Source organism: Sporofaciens sp. St.21A7 (assembly GCF_059728535.1).
Map to the genome: position 1 here is coordinate 3,616,195 of NZ_BAAGFN010000001.1, position 20,034 is coordinate 3,636,228.

General features: G+C 48.0%; 21 protein-coding genes, 1 tRNA gene and 1 riboswitch. Of the genes, 7 read left to right on the forward strand and 15 right to left on the reverse strand.

Annotated elements, in window-relative coordinates:
* Nucleotides 1-110: 110 nt before the first annotated feature.
* From AC6I3O_RS17985 to AC6I3O_RS18045, 13 genes are all read right to left on the reverse strand, one after another.
* Nucleotides 111-1,046 carry an NYN domain-containing protein gene (locus AC6I3O_RS17985; RefSeq protein WP_497852028.1) on the reverse strand — a complete coding sequence of 312 codons (936 nt, stop codon included), beginning with the start codon at nucleotides 1,044-1,046 and terminating at the stop codon, nucleotides 111-113.
* A gap of 12 nt (nucleotides 1,047-1,058) precedes the next feature.
* On the reverse strand, nucleotides 1,059-1,199 hold the full coding sequence (locus AC6I3O_RS17990; RefSeq protein ID WP_497852029.1) for a hypothetical protein: 141 nt from the start codon (nucleotides 1,197-1,199) through the stop codon (nucleotides 1,059-1,061).
* Nucleotides 1,200-1,251: 52 nt separating this feature from the next.
* Nucleotides 1,252-1,497, reverse strand: coding sequence for a DUF4366 domain-containing protein (locus AC6I3O_RS17995; RefSeq protein ID WP_497852030.1), 246 nt, complete (start codon nucleotides 1,495-1,497; stop codon nucleotides 1,252-1,254).
* 112 nt (nucleotides 1,498-1,609) lie between these two features.
* The gene (gene pcrA / locus AC6I3O_RS18000) at nucleotides 1,610-3,841 is read right to left on the reverse strand and encodes a DNA helicase PcrA (protein WP_497852031.1); all 2,232 of its coding nucleotides are present in this window, start codon (nucleotides 3,839-3,841) and stop codon (nucleotides 1,610-1,612) included.
* Between the two features lie 124 nt (nucleotides 3,842-3,965).
* On the reverse strand, nucleotides 3,966-4,439 hold the full coding sequence (ribH, locus tag AC6I3O_RS18005; protein WP_497852032.1) for a 6,7-dimethyl-8-ribityllumazine synthase: 474 nt from the start codon (nucleotides 4,437-4,439) through the stop codon (nucleotides 3,966-3,968).
* A 70-nt stretch (nucleotides 4,440-4,509) separates the two neighbouring features.
* Entirely contained in the window at nucleotides 4,510-5,727 is a 1,218-nt protein-coding gene (locus AC6I3O_RS18010) for a bifunctional 3,4-dihydroxy-2-butanone-4-phosphate synthase/GTP cyclohydrolase II (RefSeq protein ID WP_497852033.1), read from the reverse strand.
* Nucleotides 5,728-5,743: 16 nt separating this feature from the next.
* On the reverse strand, nucleotides 5,744-6,397 hold the full coding sequence (gene ribE, locus AC6I3O_RS18015; protein WP_497852034.1) for a riboflavin synthase: 654 nt from the start codon (nucleotides 6,395-6,397) through the stop codon (nucleotides 5,744-5,746).
* Entirely contained in the window at nucleotides 6,379-7,524 is a 1,146-nt protein-coding gene (ribD, locus tag AC6I3O_RS18020) for a bifunctional diaminohydroxyphosphoribosylaminopyrimidine deaminase/5-amino-6-(5-phosphoribosylamino)uracil reductase RibD (RefSeq protein WP_497852035.1), read from the reverse strand. Before ribD ends, ribE begins: the two co-directional genes overlap by 19 nt.
* A 203-nt stretch (nucleotides 7,525-7,727) precedes the next feature.
* Nucleotides 7,728-7,852: riboswitch (FMN riboswitch) on the reverse strand.
* A 182-nt stretch (nucleotides 7,853-8,034) separates the two neighbouring features.
* The gene (locus AC6I3O_RS18025) at nucleotides 8,035-9,129 is read right to left on the reverse strand and encodes a response regulator (RefSeq protein WP_497852036.1); all 1,095 of its coding nucleotides are present in this window, start codon (nucleotides 9,127-9,129) and stop codon (nucleotides 8,035-8,037) included.
* 42 nt (nucleotides 9,130-9,171) lie between these two features.
* Nucleotides 9,172-9,531: a hypothetical protein gene (locus AC6I3O_RS18030; protein WP_497852037.1), complete on the reverse strand. Its 360-nt coding sequence runs from the start codon at nucleotides 9,529-9,531 to the stop codon at nucleotides 9,172-9,174.
* Between the two features lie 18 nt (nucleotides 9,532-9,549).
* On the reverse strand, nucleotides 9,550-12,417 hold the full coding sequence (locus AC6I3O_RS18035; protein WP_497852038.1) for a hybrid sensor histidine kinase/response regulator: 2,868 nt from the start codon (nucleotides 12,415-12,417) through the stop codon (nucleotides 9,550-9,552).
* A 198-nt stretch (nucleotides 12,418-12,615) separates the two neighbouring features.
* Nucleotides 12,616-14,328, reverse strand: coding sequence for a hybrid sensor histidine kinase/response regulator (locus AC6I3O_RS18040; protein ID WP_497852039.1), 1,713 nt, complete (start codon nucleotides 14,326-14,328; stop codon nucleotides 12,616-12,618).
* 16 nt (nucleotides 14,329-14,344) lie between these two features.
* A complete protein-coding gene (locus tag AC6I3O_RS18045) occupies nucleotides 14,345-15,721 on the reverse strand; it encodes an MATE family efflux transporter (RefSeq protein ID WP_497852040.1) in 1,377 nt (458 codons plus the stop codon).
* A gap of 129 nt (nucleotides 15,722-15,850) precedes the next feature.
* Between AC6I3O_RS18045 and AC6I3O_RS18050 the strand changes: the two genes are divergently transcribed.
* Complete coding sequence (locus tag AC6I3O_RS18050; protein ID WP_497852041.1) at nucleotides 15,851-16,462, forward strand: DUF1836 domain-containing protein; 612 nt, start codon at nucleotides 15,851-15,853, stop codon at nucleotides 16,460-16,462.
* 41 nt (nucleotides 16,463-16,503) lie between these two features.
* On the opposite strand, the gene AC6I3O_RS18055 is transcribed toward AC6I3O_RS18050, so the two are convergent.
* Both AC6I3O_RS18055 and AC6I3O_RS18060 read right to left on the reverse strand, forming a co-directional pair.
* Entirely contained in the window at nucleotides 16,504-16,818 is a 315-nt protein-coding gene (locus AC6I3O_RS18055) for a YerC/YecD family TrpR-related protein (protein WP_497852042.1), read from the reverse strand.
* 65 nt (nucleotides 16,819-16,883) lie between these two features.
* Entirely contained in the window at nucleotides 16,884-17,609 is a 726-nt protein-coding gene (locus AC6I3O_RS18060; protein WP_497852043.1) for a phosphatase, read from the reverse strand.
* A gap of 138 nt (nucleotides 17,610-17,747) precedes the next feature.
* Between AC6I3O_RS18060 and AC6I3O_RS18065 the strand changes: the two genes are divergently transcribed.
* From AC6I3O_RS18065 to AC6I3O_RS18090, 6 genes are all read left to right on the forward strand, one after another.
* Nucleotides 17,748-17,945, forward strand: a complete 198-nt coding sequence (locus tag AC6I3O_RS18065) for a hypothetical protein (protein WP_497852044.1) — start codon at nucleotides 17,748-17,750, stop codon at nucleotides 17,943-17,945.
* A 36-nt stretch (nucleotides 17,946-17,981) separates the two neighbouring features.
* Complete coding sequence (locus tag AC6I3O_RS18070) at nucleotides 17,982-18,458, forward strand: hypothetical protein (RefSeq protein WP_497852045.1); 477 nt, start codon at nucleotides 17,982-17,984, stop codon at nucleotides 18,456-18,458.
* Between the two features lie 64 nt (nucleotides 18,459-18,522).
* Nucleotides 18,523-18,595, forward strand: a tRNA-Ala gene (locus AC6I3O_RS18075).
* A gap of 71 nt (nucleotides 18,596-18,666) precedes the next feature.
* Complete coding sequence (locus AC6I3O_RS18080; RefSeq protein WP_497852046.1) at nucleotides 18,667-18,879, forward strand: hypothetical protein; 213 nt, start codon at nucleotides 18,667-18,669, stop codon at nucleotides 18,877-18,879.
* A 213-nt stretch (nucleotides 18,880-19,092) separates the two neighbouring features.
* Complete coding sequence (locus tag AC6I3O_RS18085; protein ID WP_497852047.1) at nucleotides 19,093-19,314, forward strand: hypothetical protein; 222 nt, start codon at nucleotides 19,093-19,095, stop codon at nucleotides 19,312-19,314.
* 143 nt (nucleotides 19,315-19,457) lie between these two features.
* Entirely contained in the window at nucleotides 19,458-20,015 is a 558-nt protein-coding gene (locus AC6I3O_RS18090; protein ID WP_497852048.1) for a hypothetical protein, read from the forward strand.
* Nucleotides 20,016-20,034 lie beyond the last annotated feature (19 nt).

The window sequence follows — 20,034 nt, forward strand, 5'->3', positions numbered from 1 at the left end:
CCTCAGAAAACGGCACAACAGGCTGCACCGAACCTCTCATACCGTTTTCCCATAGCCCCAACTACGCCATCCGTCTCAAATCAGACTCCCGAAACCTTCCTGACGGCATACTAAAGCCCCCGCTTATACTTCGCCTTCAAAATCGTCCCGTCCTGCTCCACCTCAATCCGGTCGATACTCTTGACATACTGGTTGAACTGCGCATACCCATAATCACTGATCTTAAAATCCGCATATTCCTCATACACCTTATTCCCCAGCGTACTCAGTTCAATCCCGTTCCGTCCCGCCTTCTTCACCAGATATGCAACATACCGGTCGATATCCTCCTTCATCCCCCAGTCTTCCTTCAGCGCCACCGAAACCAGATTCCCATGCTTAATCAACTGAATCCGTGAAAATTCCTCCAAAAACTTAGACAGCATATTATACCCATAGCTTCGCACGTCAAAATCCGGATACAAGCTTACCAGGCGGCTTCCCACCTCTCCAAGCCCAGTCACTTTATTATCATCCTGATTCTCAATAATCATCTTGATAATAGCATCCTCAATCTTCTCCTTGCTCAGGCTGTCATGGGTCTCCTCTGCCTTCGTACTTCCTGGCTCCTGCTCTGACAGCAGGTTCTCCAATATGGTAAATTTATCGCAAGCCTTGCGGAAGGGCTCCGGCGTTTTGTTCTCCCCCATGCCGATTACCATCTTCGCACTCTCCCGAATCCGTGTCACAAGACGGGTAAAATCACTGTCGCTGGATACGATACAGAACCCGTCCACATCATTCGTATATAAAATATCCATAGCATCGATAATCATCGCCGAATCTGTGGCGTTCTTTCCCTGAGTATAGCTGAACTGCTGAATCGGCATAATCGAATTGCTCAACAGCTCGTCCTTCCAGCTTGAGTGCTGCGTGTTCGTCCAGTCCCCGTAAATCCTCTTATAAGTGATTACCCCATACTTCGACAGCTCCGTAAGAATCGGTTTAATATATTTCGCCGACACATTATCCGCATCAATCAGTAACGCATAACATTGTTCATCCATTTTATTCTCCTTCTATCCCTTTTTATATACCCAAGGGTACACCGTAATGTCTGCCCTTCCAAAGCAATGTCCCCAACACACTGCATCCGGCAGCCTTTCCGTACCAATTTCCCTGCCTTCACGAAAAAAGCAGGCAAGATGCCTTTTTTTCACCTGATAGGCCTCCAACCTGCTTCCTCTATCGTACATCCTACGACATATTCTCTTATACCTGATCATCTTCATTGAAGAAATCATCATCAAAATCATCCTCGAAATCTTCCTCGAAGTCTTCGAGATAATCGGGTGTAAAAAAACAATATACCGCATAAGCGATTGCTGCAATCCCTGCAACTGCTCCCATGATTGCAAGAACCCACAGAAGCGTCTTGCAGTTTTTGTCTTCTTCTTCCTTCTTGTTCATCAGCTCGCTCAGCCTTGTTGCCGCAATCAGCTCTTCGACTTTATTCATAATCCCACATCCTTTCCATATGCTTTTCCCAGCAATTCAAATATTATAAATATTATAACACTATATTTTTAAGATTACTACACATTTCTGGAAATCTTTAAAAAAAGTTACACTATATTTTCTGAAGTTTCGCAAAAGCCGCAAACATTTTCTTGGTGCCCCGCTCTCCGAAATCCACCGTCACTTCATAATCCCTGCCGCCTTCCACAATTGCCTTCACAGTTCCTTCCCCGAATTTCCCGTGACGCACCCGGTCGCCCACCTCATACGCAAGTTTCCCGCCGGAAGGCGTGCCGAACTGCCTTGCAGGTTTCTTCGCCGCGTACAGCTTCGTCTGGAAAGCCTGTTTCGCCTGTTGATGCGCAGTCTTTACCGGCAGTTCTTCCGCCTTCTTCTCAATCTTCGCTCCTGTGGATACCAATCCGGGCGGAATCTCGTTCAGGAAACGCGACATCCGGTTATACTGAGTCTCCCCGCGGATCATCCGGCGTCTCGCACAGGTCAGCGTCAGATTCTTCTCTGCCCTCGTAATGCCCACGTAACAGAGCCGCCGCTCCTCCTCCAAATCTCCCGGATCTTCGGAGGTGATCGTCATATAACTGGGGAAAATCCCATCCTCCATTCCAGCCAGATACACATGGGGAAATTCCAACCCCTTTGCGCTATGTAACGTCATCAAAACAACATAGTCCTTGCTTACGTCCATGCTGTCTATATCTGCCACCAACGCCACCTCCGCCAGAAATCCGCTTAACGTCACCGGCTCGTGCATCTCCTCGCAAGTCTCCTCATAGGCGACGATCTTACTGATTAATTCGTCGATATTCTCAATCCTCGCCTCAGCCTCTTCCTCGCCTTCCGCCTTCAGGCTCTCGATATATCCAGTCTCCTCGATAATCTCCTCCATCAGCTTCGACACCGTCATATCCTTTGCGTCCGTCTTAAAATGCTCAATCAACGCCACGAAGGACTCAAGCTTAGACGCGCCTCTGCCGATGCCCGGAATCAAATCCACGGCACGAAGCGCCTCATAAAAGCCAATCCCACGCATGGACGCATATTCCTGGACACGGTTGATACTCGTAAGCCCAATCCCACGCTTAGGCACATTGACAATCCGGCGCACGGCAAGGTCGTCCTGCCCGTTATCTACGGTTTTCAGATAACAAAGCAAATCCTTGATTTCCCGCCTGGCATAGAAATTGATTCCCCCCACAATCTTATAGGGAATATTCTCAGCCACAAACTTTTCTTCAAACATACGTGACTGTGCGTTGGTGCGGTACAGGATTGCATGGTTCTGGTAAGAACAATCCCCCCTGCTTACATTATTCCGGATATCATCCACAATAAACTCTGCCTCGTCATACGCCGTGTCAAATTGACGGAGCATCAGACGATCCCCCTCCCCGTTGGCAGTCCACAGCGTCTTATCCTTCCTGCCCACATTGTGGCTGATTACCGCATTTGCCGCATTTAAAATATGCCCCGTAGAACGGTAATTCTGCTCCAGCTTAATCGTCCTTGCATCCTCGAAAACCTGTTCAAAATCCAGGATATTCTTGATATTCGCCCCCCGGAACTTATAAATGGACTGGTCATCATCCCCTACCACACAGAGATTCCGGTACTTCGACGCCAGAAGGCGCACCAGCTCAAACTGCACCGTATTGGTGTCCTGATACTCGTCCACCATGATATACCGGAAACGCTCCTGATAGTATTCCAGAACCTCCGCCTGTGTCTGGAATAACTGTACGGTCTTCACCAACAGGTCATCAAAATCCAGCGCATTGTTGGCGCGAAGCTGCTTCTCATATTCTTCATACACTTCTGCAATCTTCTGCCTGCCGAAATCCCCCTCCGCACGGCGGCGAAACTCCTGAGGCGTCACCAATTCTTCCTTCGCATGGGACACCGCCGCCATCAAGGCGCGCTCCTTATAGACCTTAGTATCTACCTTCAACAGCTTACAGACATCCCGCATCATGGTCTTCTGGTCGTCACTGTCATAGATGGTAAAGTTCGTATCATAACCAAGCAGCCCAATGTGCCTGCGCAGGATTCGGACGCACATAGAATGAAAGGTGCTGACCCACACGCTCTCCGCGCCGAACTCTACCAGTTTGTCCACACGTTCCCGCATCTCCCCAGCCGCTTTATTGGTAAATGTAATCGCCAGGATATTCCACGGGTTAATCCCTGCCTCCTCAATCAAATAAGCAACCCTGTGGGTCAGTACCCTCGTCTTTCCCGAACCTGCCCCTGCAAGCACCAAAAGCGGTCCTTCCGTATGAAGCACCGCCTCTTTCTGTTGTTCATTTAACGTATCGTATATACCCAATCTCCTTGTGTCCTCCCTCGTCTGCATTTTCTATCTTAGCATTCTCCATCTTAGCATCTTACAAAAAGTAACTGGATATATTATAGTGTTTTCCGATAAAAACTGCAACAAAATTTCACAGATTCTACATCTGCTTCAACAGATTTACCATCTCAATGGCAGACAGCGCACAGTCGTACCCCTTGTTGCCCGCCTTGCTTCCCGCCCGGGCAATCGCCTGCTCGATATTCTCCGTCGTCACCACGCCGAACAATACCGGGACGCCGGAAGAAAGCCCAACCTGCGCCACACCTTTTGACACTTCATTGCAGACATAATCATAATGGGACGTATCCCCGCGAATCACCGCCCCTACGCAGATTACCGCATCGTACTTCCCTGACTTCGCCATCTTAGACGCCGTCAGCGAAATCTCGAACGCCCCCGGCACCCACGCAGCCGTAATATTCTCTTCCTCCACCCCATGGCGCACCAGTCCGTCCACCGCGCCGCCTAACAGCTTATTCACGATAATCTCGTTAAATCTGGACGCCACGATTCCAACCTTCATTCCCTCCGGCGCAACTACCTTTCCTTCCAATACCTGAATCTGTTTCATGCTCGTTTCCTCCTTCATCATTGATATCTAATCTGTAAAAACCTGATATTGCCAGAATTCTTATATCCCCCTAAAATGTAATCTTGTGGAATATATGTCCCATCTTCTCCTGTTTTGTCTTCATATAGTTCATATCATACTTCTGAGGCGCGATTTCAATCGGCACACGTTCCTTGATTTCCAGGCCGAAATCACTCAATCCATAGACCTTGTCTGGATTGTTGGTCAAAAGACGCAGAGATTTCACCCCAAGTTCCGATAAAATCTGCGCGCCTACCCAATATTCCCGCAAATCCGGAGCGAACCCAAGGCTAATATTCGCCTCCACCGTATCCATCCCCTGCTCCTGGAGCCGGTAGGCTTTCAGCTTGTTAATCAGCCCGATTCCACGCCCTTCCTGACGCATATAGAGGATAATTCCCCTGCCTTCCTCTTCAATCTGGCGCATCGCCTCCTTGAGCTGTTTTCCGCAGTCACAGCGCAGAGAACCGAAGACGTCTCCGGTCAGGCATTCCGAGTGGACGCGGCAGAGGACATTTTCCCCGTCCCCGATTTCGCCTTTCACTAACGCCACATGATGCTCGCCGGTAATATCATTGACAAAGCCATGAATCTGGAAATGCCCATACTGTGTCGGCATTTCCGCACACGCTTCCCTCACCACATGCTTTTCGTGAATCCTGCAATAATCCTGCAAATCCTTGATTGTAATAAATTTCAGATGATGGGCTTTGGCAAGCTTCCACAGGTTGGGGGTACGCATCATCGTCCCGTCGTCCTCCATGATCTCGCAGCAGACGCCGCACTCCCTAAGCCCCGCAAGGCGCATCAGGTCAACCGTCGCCTCCGTATGCCCATTACGCACCAGGACTCCGCCCGCCCTTGCAATCAATGGAAATACATGCCCAGGCTTCCTCAAATCTTCCGGGCGTGTGGCGTCGTCCACACATTTCATCATGGTATACGAACGCTCCGCCGCTGAAATTCCCGTGGTCGTGTCCTTATGGTCGATGGACACGGTAAACGCCGTACCATGGTTATCCGTGTTCTCCGATACCATGGGGGGCAGGCCCAGCCGCGACGCCGCTTCTGCGCTCATGGGGGTACAGATCAGCCCCTTCGCATGGGTCGCCATGAAATTAATGTTTTCCTGGGTCGCGAACTGCGCCCCGCAGATCATGTCGCCTTCATTTTCACGGTCAGGGTCGTCCGTCACCAGAATAATCTTTCCGGCCCGTAAGTCTTCCACTGCCTCTTCAATCGTGTTGTATTGGTACTGCTGTCCCATACTATCCCTCCTAATCTTATATTCCGTACTCTCTCAGGAAATCCATGGTAATCCCGCCAGAACCTTCCTCTTTCTCCTCTTTTCCAAGACCCAATAACTTCTCCACATATTTGCCCACAATATCATTTTCCAGATTCACCAAATCCCCTGGCTTCTTTTTTAGAAGCGTCGTCTCTTCGCCTGTATGGGGAATGACCGATACCTGAAAGCCCGTCTCACTGACGTTCGCTACCGTCAGGCTGATCCCGTCAATCCCAACAGACCCCTTTTCCACAATCAGGCGCAATACCGGCCGTTCTGCCCGTATCGTCACCCACACGGCATTTTCTTCCCTGCGCAGGCTCTCGATTACACCTGTCCCGTCAATATGCCCGCTCATGATATGCCCTCCGAACCGCTCTCCGGCCGCCATTGCCCGTTCCAGATTCACCAAATCACCGGCTTTCAGCCTCCCCAGATTGCTCCTCCTGCAAGTCTCTGCCATTACATCCGCGGTAAATCCATCAGCGTTCATTGAAGTCACCGTCAGGCACACGCCGTTAACCCCAATGCTGTCCCCGATTTTAGTTCCCTCCAACACCTTCCGGGCCTCAATCTGAATCTGTCCGGAACTTCCCGCCAGCTTCATCTGCCTGAGTTTCCCCATTTCTTCTATGATTCCTGTATACATCCTTCCACCTGCCTTACTCTATATTCTATCCGTAAATCTTTGCCTATCTGGGACACCTCTTGCAATTCCAGTGAAACCGCCTCCCCGGGAAGTTCTACGCCAATTCCCGCCACCGGAGTTCTGGCGTTCCCTCCCCCGAAGACCTTAGGTGCAAGGAACACCTGCATCTCATGGACGATTCCCGCCCGTAAAGCACTGTCGTTTAAGATGCCTCCTCCCTCTAACAAAATACTGTCAATTCCCCGCCCGCCGAGGAGTTTCATGAGTACCTTCAAGTCTACCTGTCCGGTGCCGTCCAGAACCGGGAGGATCTGTACGCCAAGCTGCTCCAACAGACAAATTTTTTCCCTCTGCCGCTCATTTGCCTCTGCCGCGCCCCCTTCCCCGTCCGGCGAATAGGCTACAATCGTCGGATATTCCTTTGCCGTCTGGCAAATCCGGCTGTCCGCAGGAATCCGCAGACGGCTGTCACAGATAATCCGGACAGGACTTCTTCCTTCAGGAATACGGACATTCAGCATCGGGTCGTCGGCAAGTACCGTTCCAATCCCTGCCATGATTCCCATGCATCTGTGCCTAAGCCTCTGCACCTCCAAACGCGCCGGTTCCCCGGTAATCCATTTGGACGCCCCTGTCTTCGTTGCAATCTTCCCGTCCGCGGTCATGGCATACTTCATGACCACGTATGGAGTCCGGGTGGTGATATAGTGAAAAAAGATAGGATTTAGGCGGTCGCATTCCTCCCGCATGAATCCTTCTTCCACTAGCACACCAGCCTCCCGGAGCATCTTTGCCCCCTTCCCCGCCACTTTGGGGTTGGGGTCTGCAGAGCCAATCACAACCCTGCGGATTCCATTTTCAAGAATCGCCCCCGTGCAAGGGGGAGTTTTTCCATAGTGGCAGCAAGGCTCCAGCGTCACATACATCGTCGCCCCTTCTGCCGGCTCTTTTAGGGCGGCGATGGCATTCCTCTCTGCGTGGAGCTCCCCGTACCGTCTGTGATATCCTTCTCCGATGATATGGCCTTCCTTCACAATCACAGCTCCCACCAGAGGGTTGGGGTTCGTCCATCCCGTCCCCTGCTTTGCAAGCTCGATTGCCCGCATCATATAATCCTGATCCCTCATATGTTTTCGTCTCCTCCCTGACCATAACCCTCAGCATACCGAACAAGTTGTGAAACCATTCCTGCAGAATTCTCCGATAATTCCATTAAAAAAACCCTGCAGAATCATCTACAAGGGCAATGTTTTTCATATGGAATGTAAAAAGCTCTGAAACGGGACTACCATTCCAGAGCATTACATCCAGTATATTCTTACGACTATACAATCATCTTCTTCCATCCAGACTATACTGTCGGCTCCGGAATCTCATCGGATCAACCGTAAGGAACCCTTACGGCTCGCGGGCTTTACCGCCGGTAGGGAATTGCACCCTGCCCTGAAGACTTATTCTCTTTTTATATATTTCAGTATACCCAAGGGCACACCGTAATTCATGCCCCTTGCGGGGCGGGTGGACTTCGTCCATCAAAGTATACCCAAAGGGCACACCGTAATTCATGCCCCTTGCGGGGCGGGTGGACTTCGTCCATCAAAGTATAACTCATTATCCCGCCGGTTTCAAGAACTTTGTCAAAAATTCTGTGCCTCCGGAATACTCTGGTACATCTGGCTTAACTGATCTTCGATTGAGAAAAAACTGTCCAGCAGCCGGGGATTAAAACTTCCGCACTGTCCCGTCCCAATCATCTCAATCACCATATCCCGGGAATAAGATGCCTTATAGACCCGTTTACAGCTCAGGGCGTCGTACACGTCCGCCAAAGACACCACCTGCGCCCACGGAGAGATACTGCTCCCTTCCAGGCCTTCCGGATACCCTCTGCCATCCCAGCGCTCATGATGATGCAAGGCGATATCACAGGCATAATCAAATATCCTGCTGTCATGAAGCTGAGGAATACTCTCCAGAATCACAACGCCCTTCGTCGTATGTGTCTTCATCACCTCATATTCGTCCGGCGTCAGCCGCCCCGGCTTCGTCAGAATAGAATCCGGAATCGTAATCTTCCCAACATCGTGCATAATGGAAGCTAAGGCAATATCATCAATCTCATCCTGCGCCAGTCCCTTGCCGATTGACGTATTCTCAAGCATCAGCCGCGTAATTTCCGATATCCTCTGTACGTGTCCGCCAGATTCCTCATTCCGGAACTCAATCGCAGTTGCCAACGCCTCAATCATACCTTGATTCAGCTCAATAATCTGCTTCGCCTGTTCCAAAAGCTTCACCTGCTGCTTCTCCACCACAAGGTTCAGATGCCGCCTCGTCTCAAACAGTTCAATGACAGACTCCACCCGCCGCATCACAACAAAAGAGACATAGGGCTTCTTTATCACATCCATTACTCCAAGCTGATACGCTTCTTTGACCACCTTATCATTCGCCTCGGCTGTGATGAGGAACACAGGAATCTGCTTCAACAGCCCCATTGACTCCATCTTCCGTACAACCTCAATTCCGTTCATCTCCGGCATCATCACATCCAAAAGCACCGCACAATAATGATTCTTGAAATTCAGAATCTTCCCAAGCCCCTGACGCCCGTTCACAGCTTCCTCCACAGAATAAGAGCCTGAAAATATCTTCCGCAAGATTGCACGATTGATCGCGTCATCATCAACGATTAAAATTGTATTCCTTCCCGTATCATCATACTGTTTCATTTCTAACAACTTCCTTCTTTGTTATTATGTCTGAATATGTGATCAGGCATTCTGATACCGACGGATACAGTCAACGATATTTCTCTGGATCGGCTCTGTCTCTAAAAAAGCAGATTTTGCCTCAAAAGCCTTGCCGCCGCGCAGCAACGCCAGTATCTCCGTATATCGTGTGAACAGAGGAAGGATTGAGAGATTCCCTGCAGCTCCCTTCAGTGTATGTACCCGTCCGGTTAATTCTTCATGAACTTCCCCTTCAAAATCCTCTATTCGGATTGGATTTGAACTGACGACATCCACAAACATGCCAAGCATCATCTGATATAAAGACTCATCCCCTACGACGCGCTCAACCCCTTCTTGCACGTCAACTCCTAACTGCTTCAACTCCTCCATGAAATTCATACCAAAAAAACTCCTTTCCTATTCCGACGAACCCCCATAATGTTTCCTCCGCTCCAACACCTCCTGGAACGTAGCCTTTAACTGGTCAACCACGATAGGCTTAGATACATGCGCATCCATACCAGACTCCAGCGCATCCCGGATATCATCCACAAATGCATTGGCAGTCATGGCAATAATAGGGACACTTTTTGCCGACGGATGACCGCTGACCCGTATTGCCCTGGTCGCCCCATAACCATCCAGGACGGGCATCTGTACATCCATGAAAATCACGTCATATTCTCCTGGTTTGGAATTACTGAACATATTTACAGCTTCCTGTCCGTCCTTTGCGACATCACAGGCAGCAGCCCCCAGAGATTCCAAAATCTTCACCAGAATCAACTGATTAACCTCAATATCATCCACAACAAGGATATGTTTCCCTGCAAAAACACTCTCTTTCTGTAAAGGTTTCTCCTGCATCCTGCCTTTTTTACCATTCATGGTGCGTTCAATGGCTTCCTTGAAGCTATGCATGAAAAACGGCTTCGTCAGGAAATTTTCTACGCCGACTTCCAGCGCCTCCTCTTCAATCTCGCTCCAATCATAAGAGGTAAAAAACAGAATCGGTATATGCTTTGAATAATTCTTCCGGATCAGGCGCGCCGTCTCCATCCCGTCAAATCCCGGCATCTTCCAGTCTAAAATCATCACATCATACGGTTCGCCCCTCTCCCTTGCCGTACGCATCATCTCCACCACCTTCTTGCCGTCGGTGGTATATCGTATATCAACGCCCGTATGCGCCATCGCCTTAACGATATTCTGGCAGACATATTCGTCGTCATCGGCAACAATCATACGGCTGACGCCATGCTCCTTCCAGAATGCCGGGTCGTCTCCCTCATCCTCACAGATCCGCAAATCCAAATCAAGGGTAAACGTAGTGCCTGCGCCTAACTCACTCTCTACCTCAATCGTACCGCCCATCAAGTCTACCAGGCTCTTGGTAATTGCCATCCCAAGCCCTGTACCCTGTATCTCCCTCGCGGCCGGATTCTCTTCACGGGTAAACGGCTGGAAAATCACCTCCAGGTAATCCGGGGACATCCCCTGCCCATTATCACGGATTACAAACTCAACTCGGCTGTACCCTTCCGTCACTCCGGGCAGTTCACGGACATCCAGCTCAATACAGCCGCCCTCCGGTGTATATTTCACCGAGTTGGACAGAATATTAATCAAAATCTGGTTAATTCGCAGCTTATCCCCCAACAGCTGCTCATGGGTAAACGACGACGCAAAAATCCGAAACGACTGGTTCTTATCCTTACTCTGGGGACGGATAATCACATTCAGTTCTTCGATTACCTCCGCCATATTCACTTCGGAAATATTCAGCGTTGCATTGCCGCCCTCAATCTTATTCATATCCAGCACGTCATTAATCAGCCCCAGCAAATGCTGGCTTGCGGCGTTAATCCGCTGGGTATACTCCAAAACGTGCTCCGGGTTATGGGCTTCCCGGGAAAGCAGGGTGACTAATCCCATAATTGCGTTCATAGGCGTTCGGATATCATGACTGACACTGCTTAAAAACGTACTCTTCGCCTTATTCGCCACACGCGCCAAATCCAACGCCTGAGTCAGCGTATTCTGCGTCTCCCGCTCTCTGGTACGGTCAGACAGATAAACGACAATCTTCTTCTCTCCCTGAATCAGCACACTATAGACCGTCTCCCAAAACCACCTGTGTTCCCCCGTCTTTCTATGAACCCGCTCGCTCATGACCGGCTCAAAGGAAGTTCCCGGTTCTAAAGCATCCAAATCGGCAATCTCCACATCCTTGCCGGAACAATAATTGGCGCGTCCAAACATCCGCACATCCTGAAGGGCTTCTTCCACCGAAACACCCAATACCCTTTCTACGTTTGAGCTCACAAACTCAATCCTGAGTTCCTTTCCGCTCAGCATCACATAAACGTCATCCGTATTATTAGACAGATAGGTTGAAAAAACGTCAAACTGCTGCTTATTGTAAGCTATCTCCTGCTCTTTCTTACTGAGTTCCTTATGGCTCCGCCAATTAAGAAGCAAAAAACCGCCAAACACAATCATAAGAACAACCATAAATATAATGGCAAACTGGGAATCCTGAATGATGTCGTCCGCCTCTTCCATGACCGCCGCAACGGGAATGATAGAAATCAGATACCATCCCCCCACGTTCTCCACTGGGACATAGGTACAGATCTGCTCACCTCTTACACTTTCAAAGATTGACGTACCCGACTCACGGCTGCTCAGCATCTCAATAATAGATTTGCCGTCAACCTTGTCTGCGTCTTCCCCTAATACCAAGTCAAACAGACTCTTACAAGAAGCCGCCTCGCTCCCTTCCTCAGACCGCATCAGGATATCGCCTTCACGGCTCACAATATAGCAGTGTCCCTGCCCGTCATAGAAAGACAGGGAAAATTCCTCCGAAACTGCCGCACTCTCATATGCTTTCTGAAACAATCCCGGCACACCGTCGTTAAATTCAAATCTCTCATAATAACCAAACGCCGTATTGCCTGTATACAATCCCGGATAAGGGTCACGGATGTCCGCCCCTGTCAGGGAACGGTACTCTTCAAGCTCATCCCCCTGAAGCCGGAACACTTGATCAGATTTATTGTTGCAATATTCACCAGTTTCCAGGTTAATAACCGAATAATAGGCGTCAATTGAAGAAAACACTTCCAACTTCTGTTCAATTCCTGCAGTATCCAAGGAAGACGTATGGGAAAAGTACTCTGCATAACTGTGCAGCCGTTCCCTGTCCGCGGAAATAAAAGTATCAAATGACTGTTGCTGCTGCCGCGTCATATCCATGACATTACGAATAGCCTGATCCATCAGATTGCTGCGGAGAATCCTAATATAGACTCCCCCAACACTTAAAACAAGCAAAATGCAAACACAAATTAATATACTTACTACACTATACCGCTTATTCTTTTCTCTCTCCGTTCCTTCCACATTCATTCGCCTTCATAATCTCTCATTCTATATCTGTATATTATACATAGATAGCCCAAAAATTACAATCATTATTTATCTTTTTGCGATCTTCTCGATTGCCTGTAAAAGCAATGTAAAATCCAGCGGCTTTGAAAGGCAGGCATCGATCCCACATTCCATTGCCCTTCCCTTGTTGCTGGCAAGGATATCCGCCGAAAGCGCAATAATGGGGATATGGGCCAGGGTCGGATCCGGAAGGCGCCGGATTTCCGCCGTCGCCTGCCAGCCGTCCATCACAGGCATCTGCAAATCCATGATGACCAGATCGTAATCGCCGGGAGACGCACATTTCACCTTGTCCAGTGCAATCTGCCCGTTTTCCGCCGGTTCCACCGTAAATCCCATCCGCTCCAAAAGCTCGGTTTCAATTTCTAAATTAATCTCATTGTCCTCTACCAGAAGGATACGCAGGCTCGTGCCGAAAAGCGCCTCCGCTTCCTTCGCCGCGTCATGGAGCGGCTGCGCCCGGAAGGTAAGGGCGACGGTAAAAGCGCTTCCTTCATTCACGGTACTCTTAACGTCAATATTTCCATGCATCATATCTACAATGCTCTTCGCAATCGTAAGTCCCAGCCCAATCCCGTGTACGCCGCTTAACGTCGAACTCTTCTCCCTGCTGAACGGCTCGAATATCTTCCCTAAAAATTCTTCGCCAATCCCGATTCCGTTATCCTCCACCACCAGATTGTAGACCACATAGCTGTTGGGCAGCTCGTCCTTCTCCGTCAGCCGGATATTCACCTTGCCGCCGGGATTCGTGTAGGTCACGGCATTGTTGGCAAGGCTCAGCACAAGCTGCTGTAATTTCCCCTGATCCGCGTAGATGATATTATGCTTCACACTGTCACAATCCAGCAAGAAGGACAGGGACTTCTCCTTTGCCTGAGGCATCAGGAACTCATACGCCTCCCTTACCGTCTCACACAAGTCGCATTCTACCTCCGCAGGGCCTGCCGCATTTGAAAGCGCCGAAATATCCAACACTTTCGTAATCATGTCAAGAAGCTGGCGGCTGGCGGCATCAATCCGGTCAAGATACCCCGAAACTTTCTCCGGCTCGCTAATCCACGCCTTTGCAAGAGAGGTGAATCCGAAGATCGCATTTAAAGGAGTCCGCATGTCATGTGAAATATTCGACAAAAATGCATTCTTCGCCTTAATTGCCAGATTCGCGCTTCCCAGCGCCTCCGCAAGCAGACGCTTCTGTTCCGTCTGCTGCCGCTTTCTCTCGTCGGTGGACTCCCCGATAAACACATAGAAGATATCCCCCACAGCTTCATTCTTAATATAATGGCCGTAATCCTCCACCCATATCACAGTCCCGTCTTGGCGCCGAATCCGGTACTCCACAAAATCCAAATCAAACTGATTCTCAAAAATCTGCCTCTTAATGCTCTTATCTACTTCATCCCAATCCTCATGATAAACGACCCCCCGGAACGTATTACCGGTCAAGGCACGGAATTCCTTTCTCGTCTTACACTGGAAAATGTCAAGCAGACTTTGGTTTACGTAGATAACCTGACCGTCGCCTTCTGCAAAATAAATCAGGAAGCCTCCAGGAATCTCTTCCATAAAACGAAGAAACTCAAAAGTTTCCTGAAGGCTCTCCATGTCCTCCGAAGAAAGCAGCTCTTTCGGAAGACTCTCCTCACAGATGCTCTCCGACTCAATCCCATTCTCTTCCAGGATACGCAGTAAATGTATTACACGCTCAATCAGATGCCTTTCCTGTCTCACATTCATACAAAATACCCCCTCTCTAAATCGCTTTCTTACGCCATTTGCCGCGTTTATAGAAAATACTCGTTATGATTGCCCCAAGCACCCACGAAATCAGAAGTGAAACATAGATACTCTCTTTGCGTCCCCCCGGGAACTCTGCGCTCTTCGTCAGATGTACCAGTCCGTAAGCAATCGGAACCCTCAGGAATATCGTCATCACAATAGAAATCCACATCGGGGTCACAGTATCCCCCGCTCCCCGCATCACGCCGGAGAGGCTCTGGATAATCGCCATCGCGATATACCCGACTGCCAGTATCCGCATCATATTCATGCTAAGCGTTACAAGCTCCGCCGTGTTTGTGAAAATTGCCATCAGATTTCTCCCGAACAACAATATCAGCCCTGTAATCGCCGCCGAAAAACCGACCGCCATCAGTGTTCCCTGCTTTGCTCCCTGTGAAACACGGTCATAAGCCCTTGCCCCCACATTTTGTCCGGCATAAGTGGTCATCGCCGTTCCAAAAGAAAAGTTCGGAAGCATCGCAAACCCATCCACACGCATAACGATTACATTGGAAGCGATAAATTGCTCGCCAAAACTGTTGGTCAAGGACTGAACCACCAGCATTGCCATAGACATAATTGCCTGCGTCACCCCTGACGGGACTCCAAGCCGGATAATATTCATTCCATGTTTCTTGGTCAATTTGAAATACTGCGTCTTGAAGTCAAAAAGCTCCTTCATCCGCATTAATTTAAGCAGGCACAGCACGGCTGAAACCGCCTGAGCAATCACCGTAGCCAGGGCAACGCCGCTGACTCCCATATCAAATTGGATTACAAACAATAAATCCAGGGCAATATTCAGTACGCTTGACACAACCAGATACACCAGTGCGGAAATCGAATCTCCAAGCCCTCGAAGAATCCCGCTCAGTATATTATAGAAGGAAAGCCCCGCTATGCCCAGAAACAAAATCCTCAGGTAGGACGTACACCAGTCAAGAATACTGTCCGGCGTTTTTAAAAGCACCAGAAGCGGCCTTGCAGTTATCGTCGCCATCACCATGATTATAACAGATGAAATCGCCGTCAGGACAATACTGTTTGCAATCGCAATCGAGAGGTCATCCCTCTTCCGTGCGCCGAAATACTGAGATACCATAATGCTGGCGCCCACGCTGATACCGATAAATAATACGATCAGAAGGTTCAGTATGGGGCCTGCGCTTCCCACCGCCGCCAGTGCGTTATCTCCTACATAGTTGCCCACTACCACGCTGTCTACCGTATTATATAATTGCTGGGCAATATTGCCGACCAGCATCGGCACTGTAAAGATCAGTATATCTTCCCAAGGTTTTCCCACAGTCATGTCAACCGGGGCAAATAGCTTCTTCAGTACACTCATATTCTTCCTCCTCATTTACATACCCTTATATTCAGTTATATCACAAATTATTAAATTTTGATAGAGTATTTAAAAAATCCTTGTGATATAGTTTCAAAAACTATATAATAGTTCCATTGAGGTGATAATATGACAATTAACACAAAGGACATGCTGAACAGTATTCTCTCCAGCATCTCCCGAATCGAGTACGTTAGGCCGGATTCCATTCCCAACATAGACCTTTACATGGACCAGGTAACTACATTTATGGAAGAACAGCTCTCCTCTTCCCGGCGGCATGAGGAAGACAAGATCCTGACCAAGACCATGATCAACAATTACGCCAAGAACAACCTCCTTCCGCCTCCCGTAAAGAAGAAGTATTCCAAGGAACACGTTCTTGCGCTGATATTCATCTACTATTTTAAGAATATCCTGTCTATCAAGGATATCGAGACGCTGCTCGCCCCTATTACGGAGAAATATTTTGACACCGGCGGGGAACCCTGCATGACCTCCATCTACGAAGAGATCTGCCAGCTTGAAAAGTCCAGGATCGACGCAGTACAGAAAGACGTTGCAAGATCCTACCACCGTGCCATGCACAGTTTTACCGATGTACCCGAGGAGGAGCGCGATTATCTGCAGCTCTTCTCCTTCATCTGCTCCCTGAGCTTTGACGTGTATGTGAAGAAACTCCTGATTGAAAAGCTGATTGACGGGCTTCCGGAACCTTCCCACGAAAAAAAGAAGAAATAAGGCTCACTCAGTCTTGTTTCTTCTTAATTTCTAAATGTAGCCTATTGCTGCGTCTCCTCTCCTTCTTCCATCATGCCAATCCGGGCAAACACCATGTCGTACCCGTCATTGCCGTAATTCAGCGAACGGTTTACCCTGCTGATGGTGGCTGTGGATGCCCCCGTCTTCTCTGCAATCTCAAGATAGGTCTTCCGGTCTCGAAGCATCTTCGCCACCTCGAATCTCTGGGACAGTGACAACAACTCATTGATCGTACAGATATCCTCAAAAAATGTATAGCACTCTTCTTTATTCTCCAGGCTCAATATCGCACGGAACAGGAAATCTACCGCCTCCGTCCTGATCTTCTTACTCATATAACATAATCTCCTTCACAACCTTCTCAACTACCCTTCATTTTAGCACACTAAATTTATAAAGTCTATACCTTTTTCCCGTGTTTTAGGCAAGACTTTAATTTGTCAAGCGACGTATTGGCAATCAGCTCTTCCGGGAAATGTACCTCTTCCAGAACCGGCTTTGCATACCGGTAATCTGCAATCTCCGAATCCACATGGGAATCCGTCCCCAAAACTACCATAGCTTCCTGTTTCCGGCACTCCCACAGCATCTCCCTGCAGTTCTTCACGGCGTCCAACCGGAAACTTTCCGGGTTCAAGGAAGAATTATTCACCTCCAGAAGCGTCCCGGTCTTCTTCGCCTCCCTCACCAGCGTCTCCATATCCACAGGACACCTTCCGTCGTCGGGATGCCCGATGATATCCACGTAAGGGTTCTGCATCGCGTTCACATATGCCTGTGTCACCATTTCTCTGGTGCGCTCTCCTTTATAGCACTGGGGATGCATACTGGCAATGGCAATATCCAACTCTTCCAAGAGTTTCTGCGTGAAGTCCACCTCCCCTTCCTCGTTGAGGATATTCAATTCCGTCCCCATAAGAAGCTCGATTCCGCACATCTGTCTGGGTACTACACGCAGATTTTGGAAATAATAGATATGGCATGTCCCCGGCATCTGCACCGCATGGTCCGTGATTGCAAGACCCCTAAGCCCCTTTTTTGCCGCTGCAGACGCCATTTCCTGAATGGTATTGTATGCATGCCCGCTGGCAAGTGTATGGGAATGGGTGTCAATTTCAATTTTCATAAATCATCGTCCTTCTTTCTTGTCATTTGATTTTTTCACATGGAAATATTATACAGTATATGTCCGGCTTTTTCTACACAATATAAATTGAAACTTTCTATTATGTATGCCCTTTGGGTATAAGAACGGAGGTAAACCATGAAAGAGAAAACGAATCAGGAAATCATCGATGAATTCGACTACCTGTCTAATGCAGCTTCATCACAGGACTGCACCGGGCTGATTCCATCAGAACCAGCTTCCACCGAAGAAGTGGAAGCTTACGAAGAGCTGTACCATTTCCTGCCGCCCCACGGAAGGGCGTCGGCCATCAAGCCTGACGAACACCTGAAATAATCCAGCATATACTAATGAAAAAATGGAGTTTACACCATGCCTTCTACAAACTTAGTTCCGGTAAACGGCGTGATTCAAAGTATCTCTGCCTTTGACAACAACTGCTGCATGCTTGAAGTCACCATACGCAATTCCGATGGTATCACGAACTTTATCGTAAGCCCTGACACTTACGTAATCAGCGAGGTCCGGTTAAGGATTGGAATGAATGTAACGGCATTCTATGATGCAAACCTGCCGATTCCGCTGATCTACCCGCCGCGTTATCAGGCAATCTTCATCGGGCGCAGGAATCCGCGGGAGAATATCTATGCCGGGGAATTCGACGACAATCTTGAGTCTCTTGACGGCACATTGAAGCTGAACATCGGACGGTCAACAGAGATTGTTACGTCAAATGGCCAGCCGTACGACTGTTCCCTTGCGGCGCAGACGCTGATCGTGTACTATGGGGTTACGACCAGAAGTATTCCGGCGCAGACAACGCCGCGAAAGATTATAGTAATCTGCTAAAATTTGCTAAAAAATTATATTTTCTTCTTTCCTATGGCTCCCAACTGTGTTATAATCCTTGTACGGGGTATTAGCGCAGTTGGGAGCGCGCCACACTGGCAGTGTGGAGGTCACGGGTTCAAGTCCCGTATGCTCCATTTTTGCAAGGCAGAGCCATGTGAAGTCTGTTTAAGCGAAGGTTACATGAAACTGAGTGAACCAAACGAACATGGCTCATGAAAAAGGTGGTGAGCATATCAACCTTGAAATTGTTAAAACTGCTATTGATGATTTTGCAAAAGTGCAAAGACGTATGATATTAGCAAAAAAGGAAAACGCACCAGAAACATATGCCGATTTGAAAGAGGAGTATATCTCTCTGAAAGCATTGCTCAATATCGCCGGCGTAAATCTTAATGAACTGGATAAAATCAAAGAGTAACAAATGAATACCTGTATGTTCTAGTTTGCAAGGCATAGCCAGATTTCGATATTATGGCTATGCTTTTTAATTTTTCTCTATATTTGAAATTAGATATGAAGCAGTGTTCAAGTAAGGGAACATACAGTGTTCTAGGGATAACAAGGCGCAAGTATACGGCTACTATATGGCACTCTCCCACTTCATAACCCATTAAAGGCAGGTCAGCTTATCATGAATTTTGGTATGCTGACCTCTTTTATTGCAAAAATTGCCGCCACTTACAATGATACCTCCGCTTATGGCGACAACTACGGCGACAGCGTCGTCGTCGGCTATTCTGCCAGTATACAAATACATTTCTTAAAAATTCTACTATCTACAAACATATCTCACAAATTCCATGATGATTTTCTTTATGAAAATGATTATCTGTTTATCGGAAACTATTTCTAAGCACTAATGCTTAAGCGCAAAGAGAACCACTAAAAAAGATTAGTAGAGGATTTTCTGTGTACCCCCGTCCCTTATGGGGAGGGATGAGGAACGGGGGTACATAGATTTAGCCATAACTATGCATTACGGAGAAAGGAACTACTATGAGTAAAAATTTTGAGCAGAGACTATACGAGAGCAATTACTGGGAAAAGGGAAAGGAATGTCTGAATCTGCATGATATTAACAAACCGCCAGATTTCTATGAGGGTACAGAAAAGGAATGGATTGATGAACTGACTACCTATCTATTTCTCTATCCGAAAGAATGGGAAACCATATATCAGCAATATTTATCGTTATGCGAACCGGAATCCTCTCTGCAATTCTACCGCAATGAGGAAGGCTATTTAAGAAAGTTCGGAGTAAATGAAATATATTTAAAAATCTCTGGTATTATGCCGCTTCCCTATGATGAATTAAACCATATAGGGCAGTTGCTATCAAAACAAGGAGAAGAATTATACTTCTCATTCTTAGAATACTGTAGTATGGATGAATCCGACAAAGACCTATGGAGGGAACGAACAGAAACCTACATCAAAAAACTGGTAAATGAAACCGATTTGTCTGTTTTAGTAGTAGAAACCTTAGATAACTCAGATTTCTTAGGGAACGAGTTATATTTTGATTTATTAAATAATTACTACATTATTCTTTAAATAAAAAATCGAAAGGAGA

Bases quoted from the DNA above. Each gene is read 5' to 3' on its own strand.
- AC6I3O_RS18085 (WP_497852047.1), top strand. From the start codon at position 19,093: ATGAATTTTGGTATGCTGACCTCTTTTATTGCAAAAATTGCCGCCACT.
- AC6I3O_RS18065 (WP_497852044.1), top strand. From the start codon at position 17,748: ATGAAAGAGAAAACGAATCAGGAAATCATCGATGAATTCGACTACCTG.
- AC6I3O_RS18030 (WP_497852037.1), bottom strand. From the start codon at position 9,531: ATGAATTTCATGGAGGAGTTGAAGCAGTTAGGAGTTGACGTGCAAGAA.
- AC6I3O_RS18010 (WP_497852033.1), bottom strand. From the start codon at position 5,727: ATGGGACAGCAGTACCAATACAACACGATTGAAGAGGCAGTGGAAGAC.
- ribD (WP_497852035.1), bottom strand. From the start codon at position 7,524: ATGAGGGATCAGGATTATATGATGCGGGCAATCGAGCTTGCAAAGCAG.
- AC6I3O_RS18025 (WP_497852036.1), bottom strand. From the start codon at position 9,129: ATGAAACAGTATGATGATACGGGAAGGAATACAATTTTAATCGTTGAT.
- AC6I3O_RS18045 (WP_497852040.1), bottom strand. From the start codon at position 15,721: ATGAGTGTACTGAAGAAGCTATTTGCCCCGGTTGACATGACTGTGGGA.
- AC6I3O_RS18060 (WP_497852043.1), bottom strand. From the start codon at position 17,609: ATGAAAATTGAAATTGACACCCATTCCCATACACTTGCCAGCGGGCAT.
- AC6I3O_RS18055 (WP_497852042.1), bottom strand. From the start codon at position 16,818: ATGAGTAAGAAGATCAGGACGGAGGCGGTAGATTTCCTGTTCCGTGCG.
- ribH (WP_497852032.1), bottom strand. From the start codon at position 4,439: ATGAAACAGATTCAGGTATTGGAAGGAAAGGTAGTTGCGCCGGAGGGA.
- AC6I3O_RS18050 (WP_497852041.1), top strand. From the start codon at position 15,851: ATGACAATTAACACAAAGGACATGCTGAACAGTATTCTCTCCAGCATC.
- AC6I3O_RS18090 (WP_497852048.1), top strand. From the start codon at position 19,458: ATGAGTAAAAATTTTGAGCAGAGACTATACGAGAGCAATTACTGGGAA.
- AC6I3O_RS17985 (WP_497852028.1), bottom strand. From the start codon at position 1,046: ATGGATGAACAATGTTATGCGTTACTGATTGATGCGGATAATGTGTCG.
- AC6I3O_RS17995 (WP_497852030.1), bottom strand. From the start codon at position 1,497: ATGAATAAAGTCGAAGAGCTGATTGCGGCAACAAGGCTGAGCGAGCTG.
- ribE (WP_497852034.1), bottom strand. From the start codon at position 6,397: ATGTATACAGGAATCATAGAAGAAATGGGGAAACTCAGGCAGATGAAG.
- AC6I3O_RS18070 (WP_497852045.1), top strand. From the start codon at position 17,982: ATGCCTTCTACAAACTTAGTTCCGGTAAACGGCGTGATTCAAAGTATC.
- AC6I3O_RS18080 (WP_497852046.1), top strand. From the start codon at position 18,667: ATGGCTCATGAAAAAGGTGGTGAGCATATCAACCTTGAAATTGTTAAA.
- AC6I3O_RS18035 (WP_497852038.1), bottom strand. From the start codon at position 12,417: ATGGATCAGGCTATTCGTAATGTCATGGATATGACGCGGCAGCAGCAA.
- AC6I3O_RS18040 (WP_497852039.1), bottom strand. From the start codon at position 14,328: ATGAATGTGAGACAGGAAAGGCATCTGATTGAGCGTGTAATACATTTA.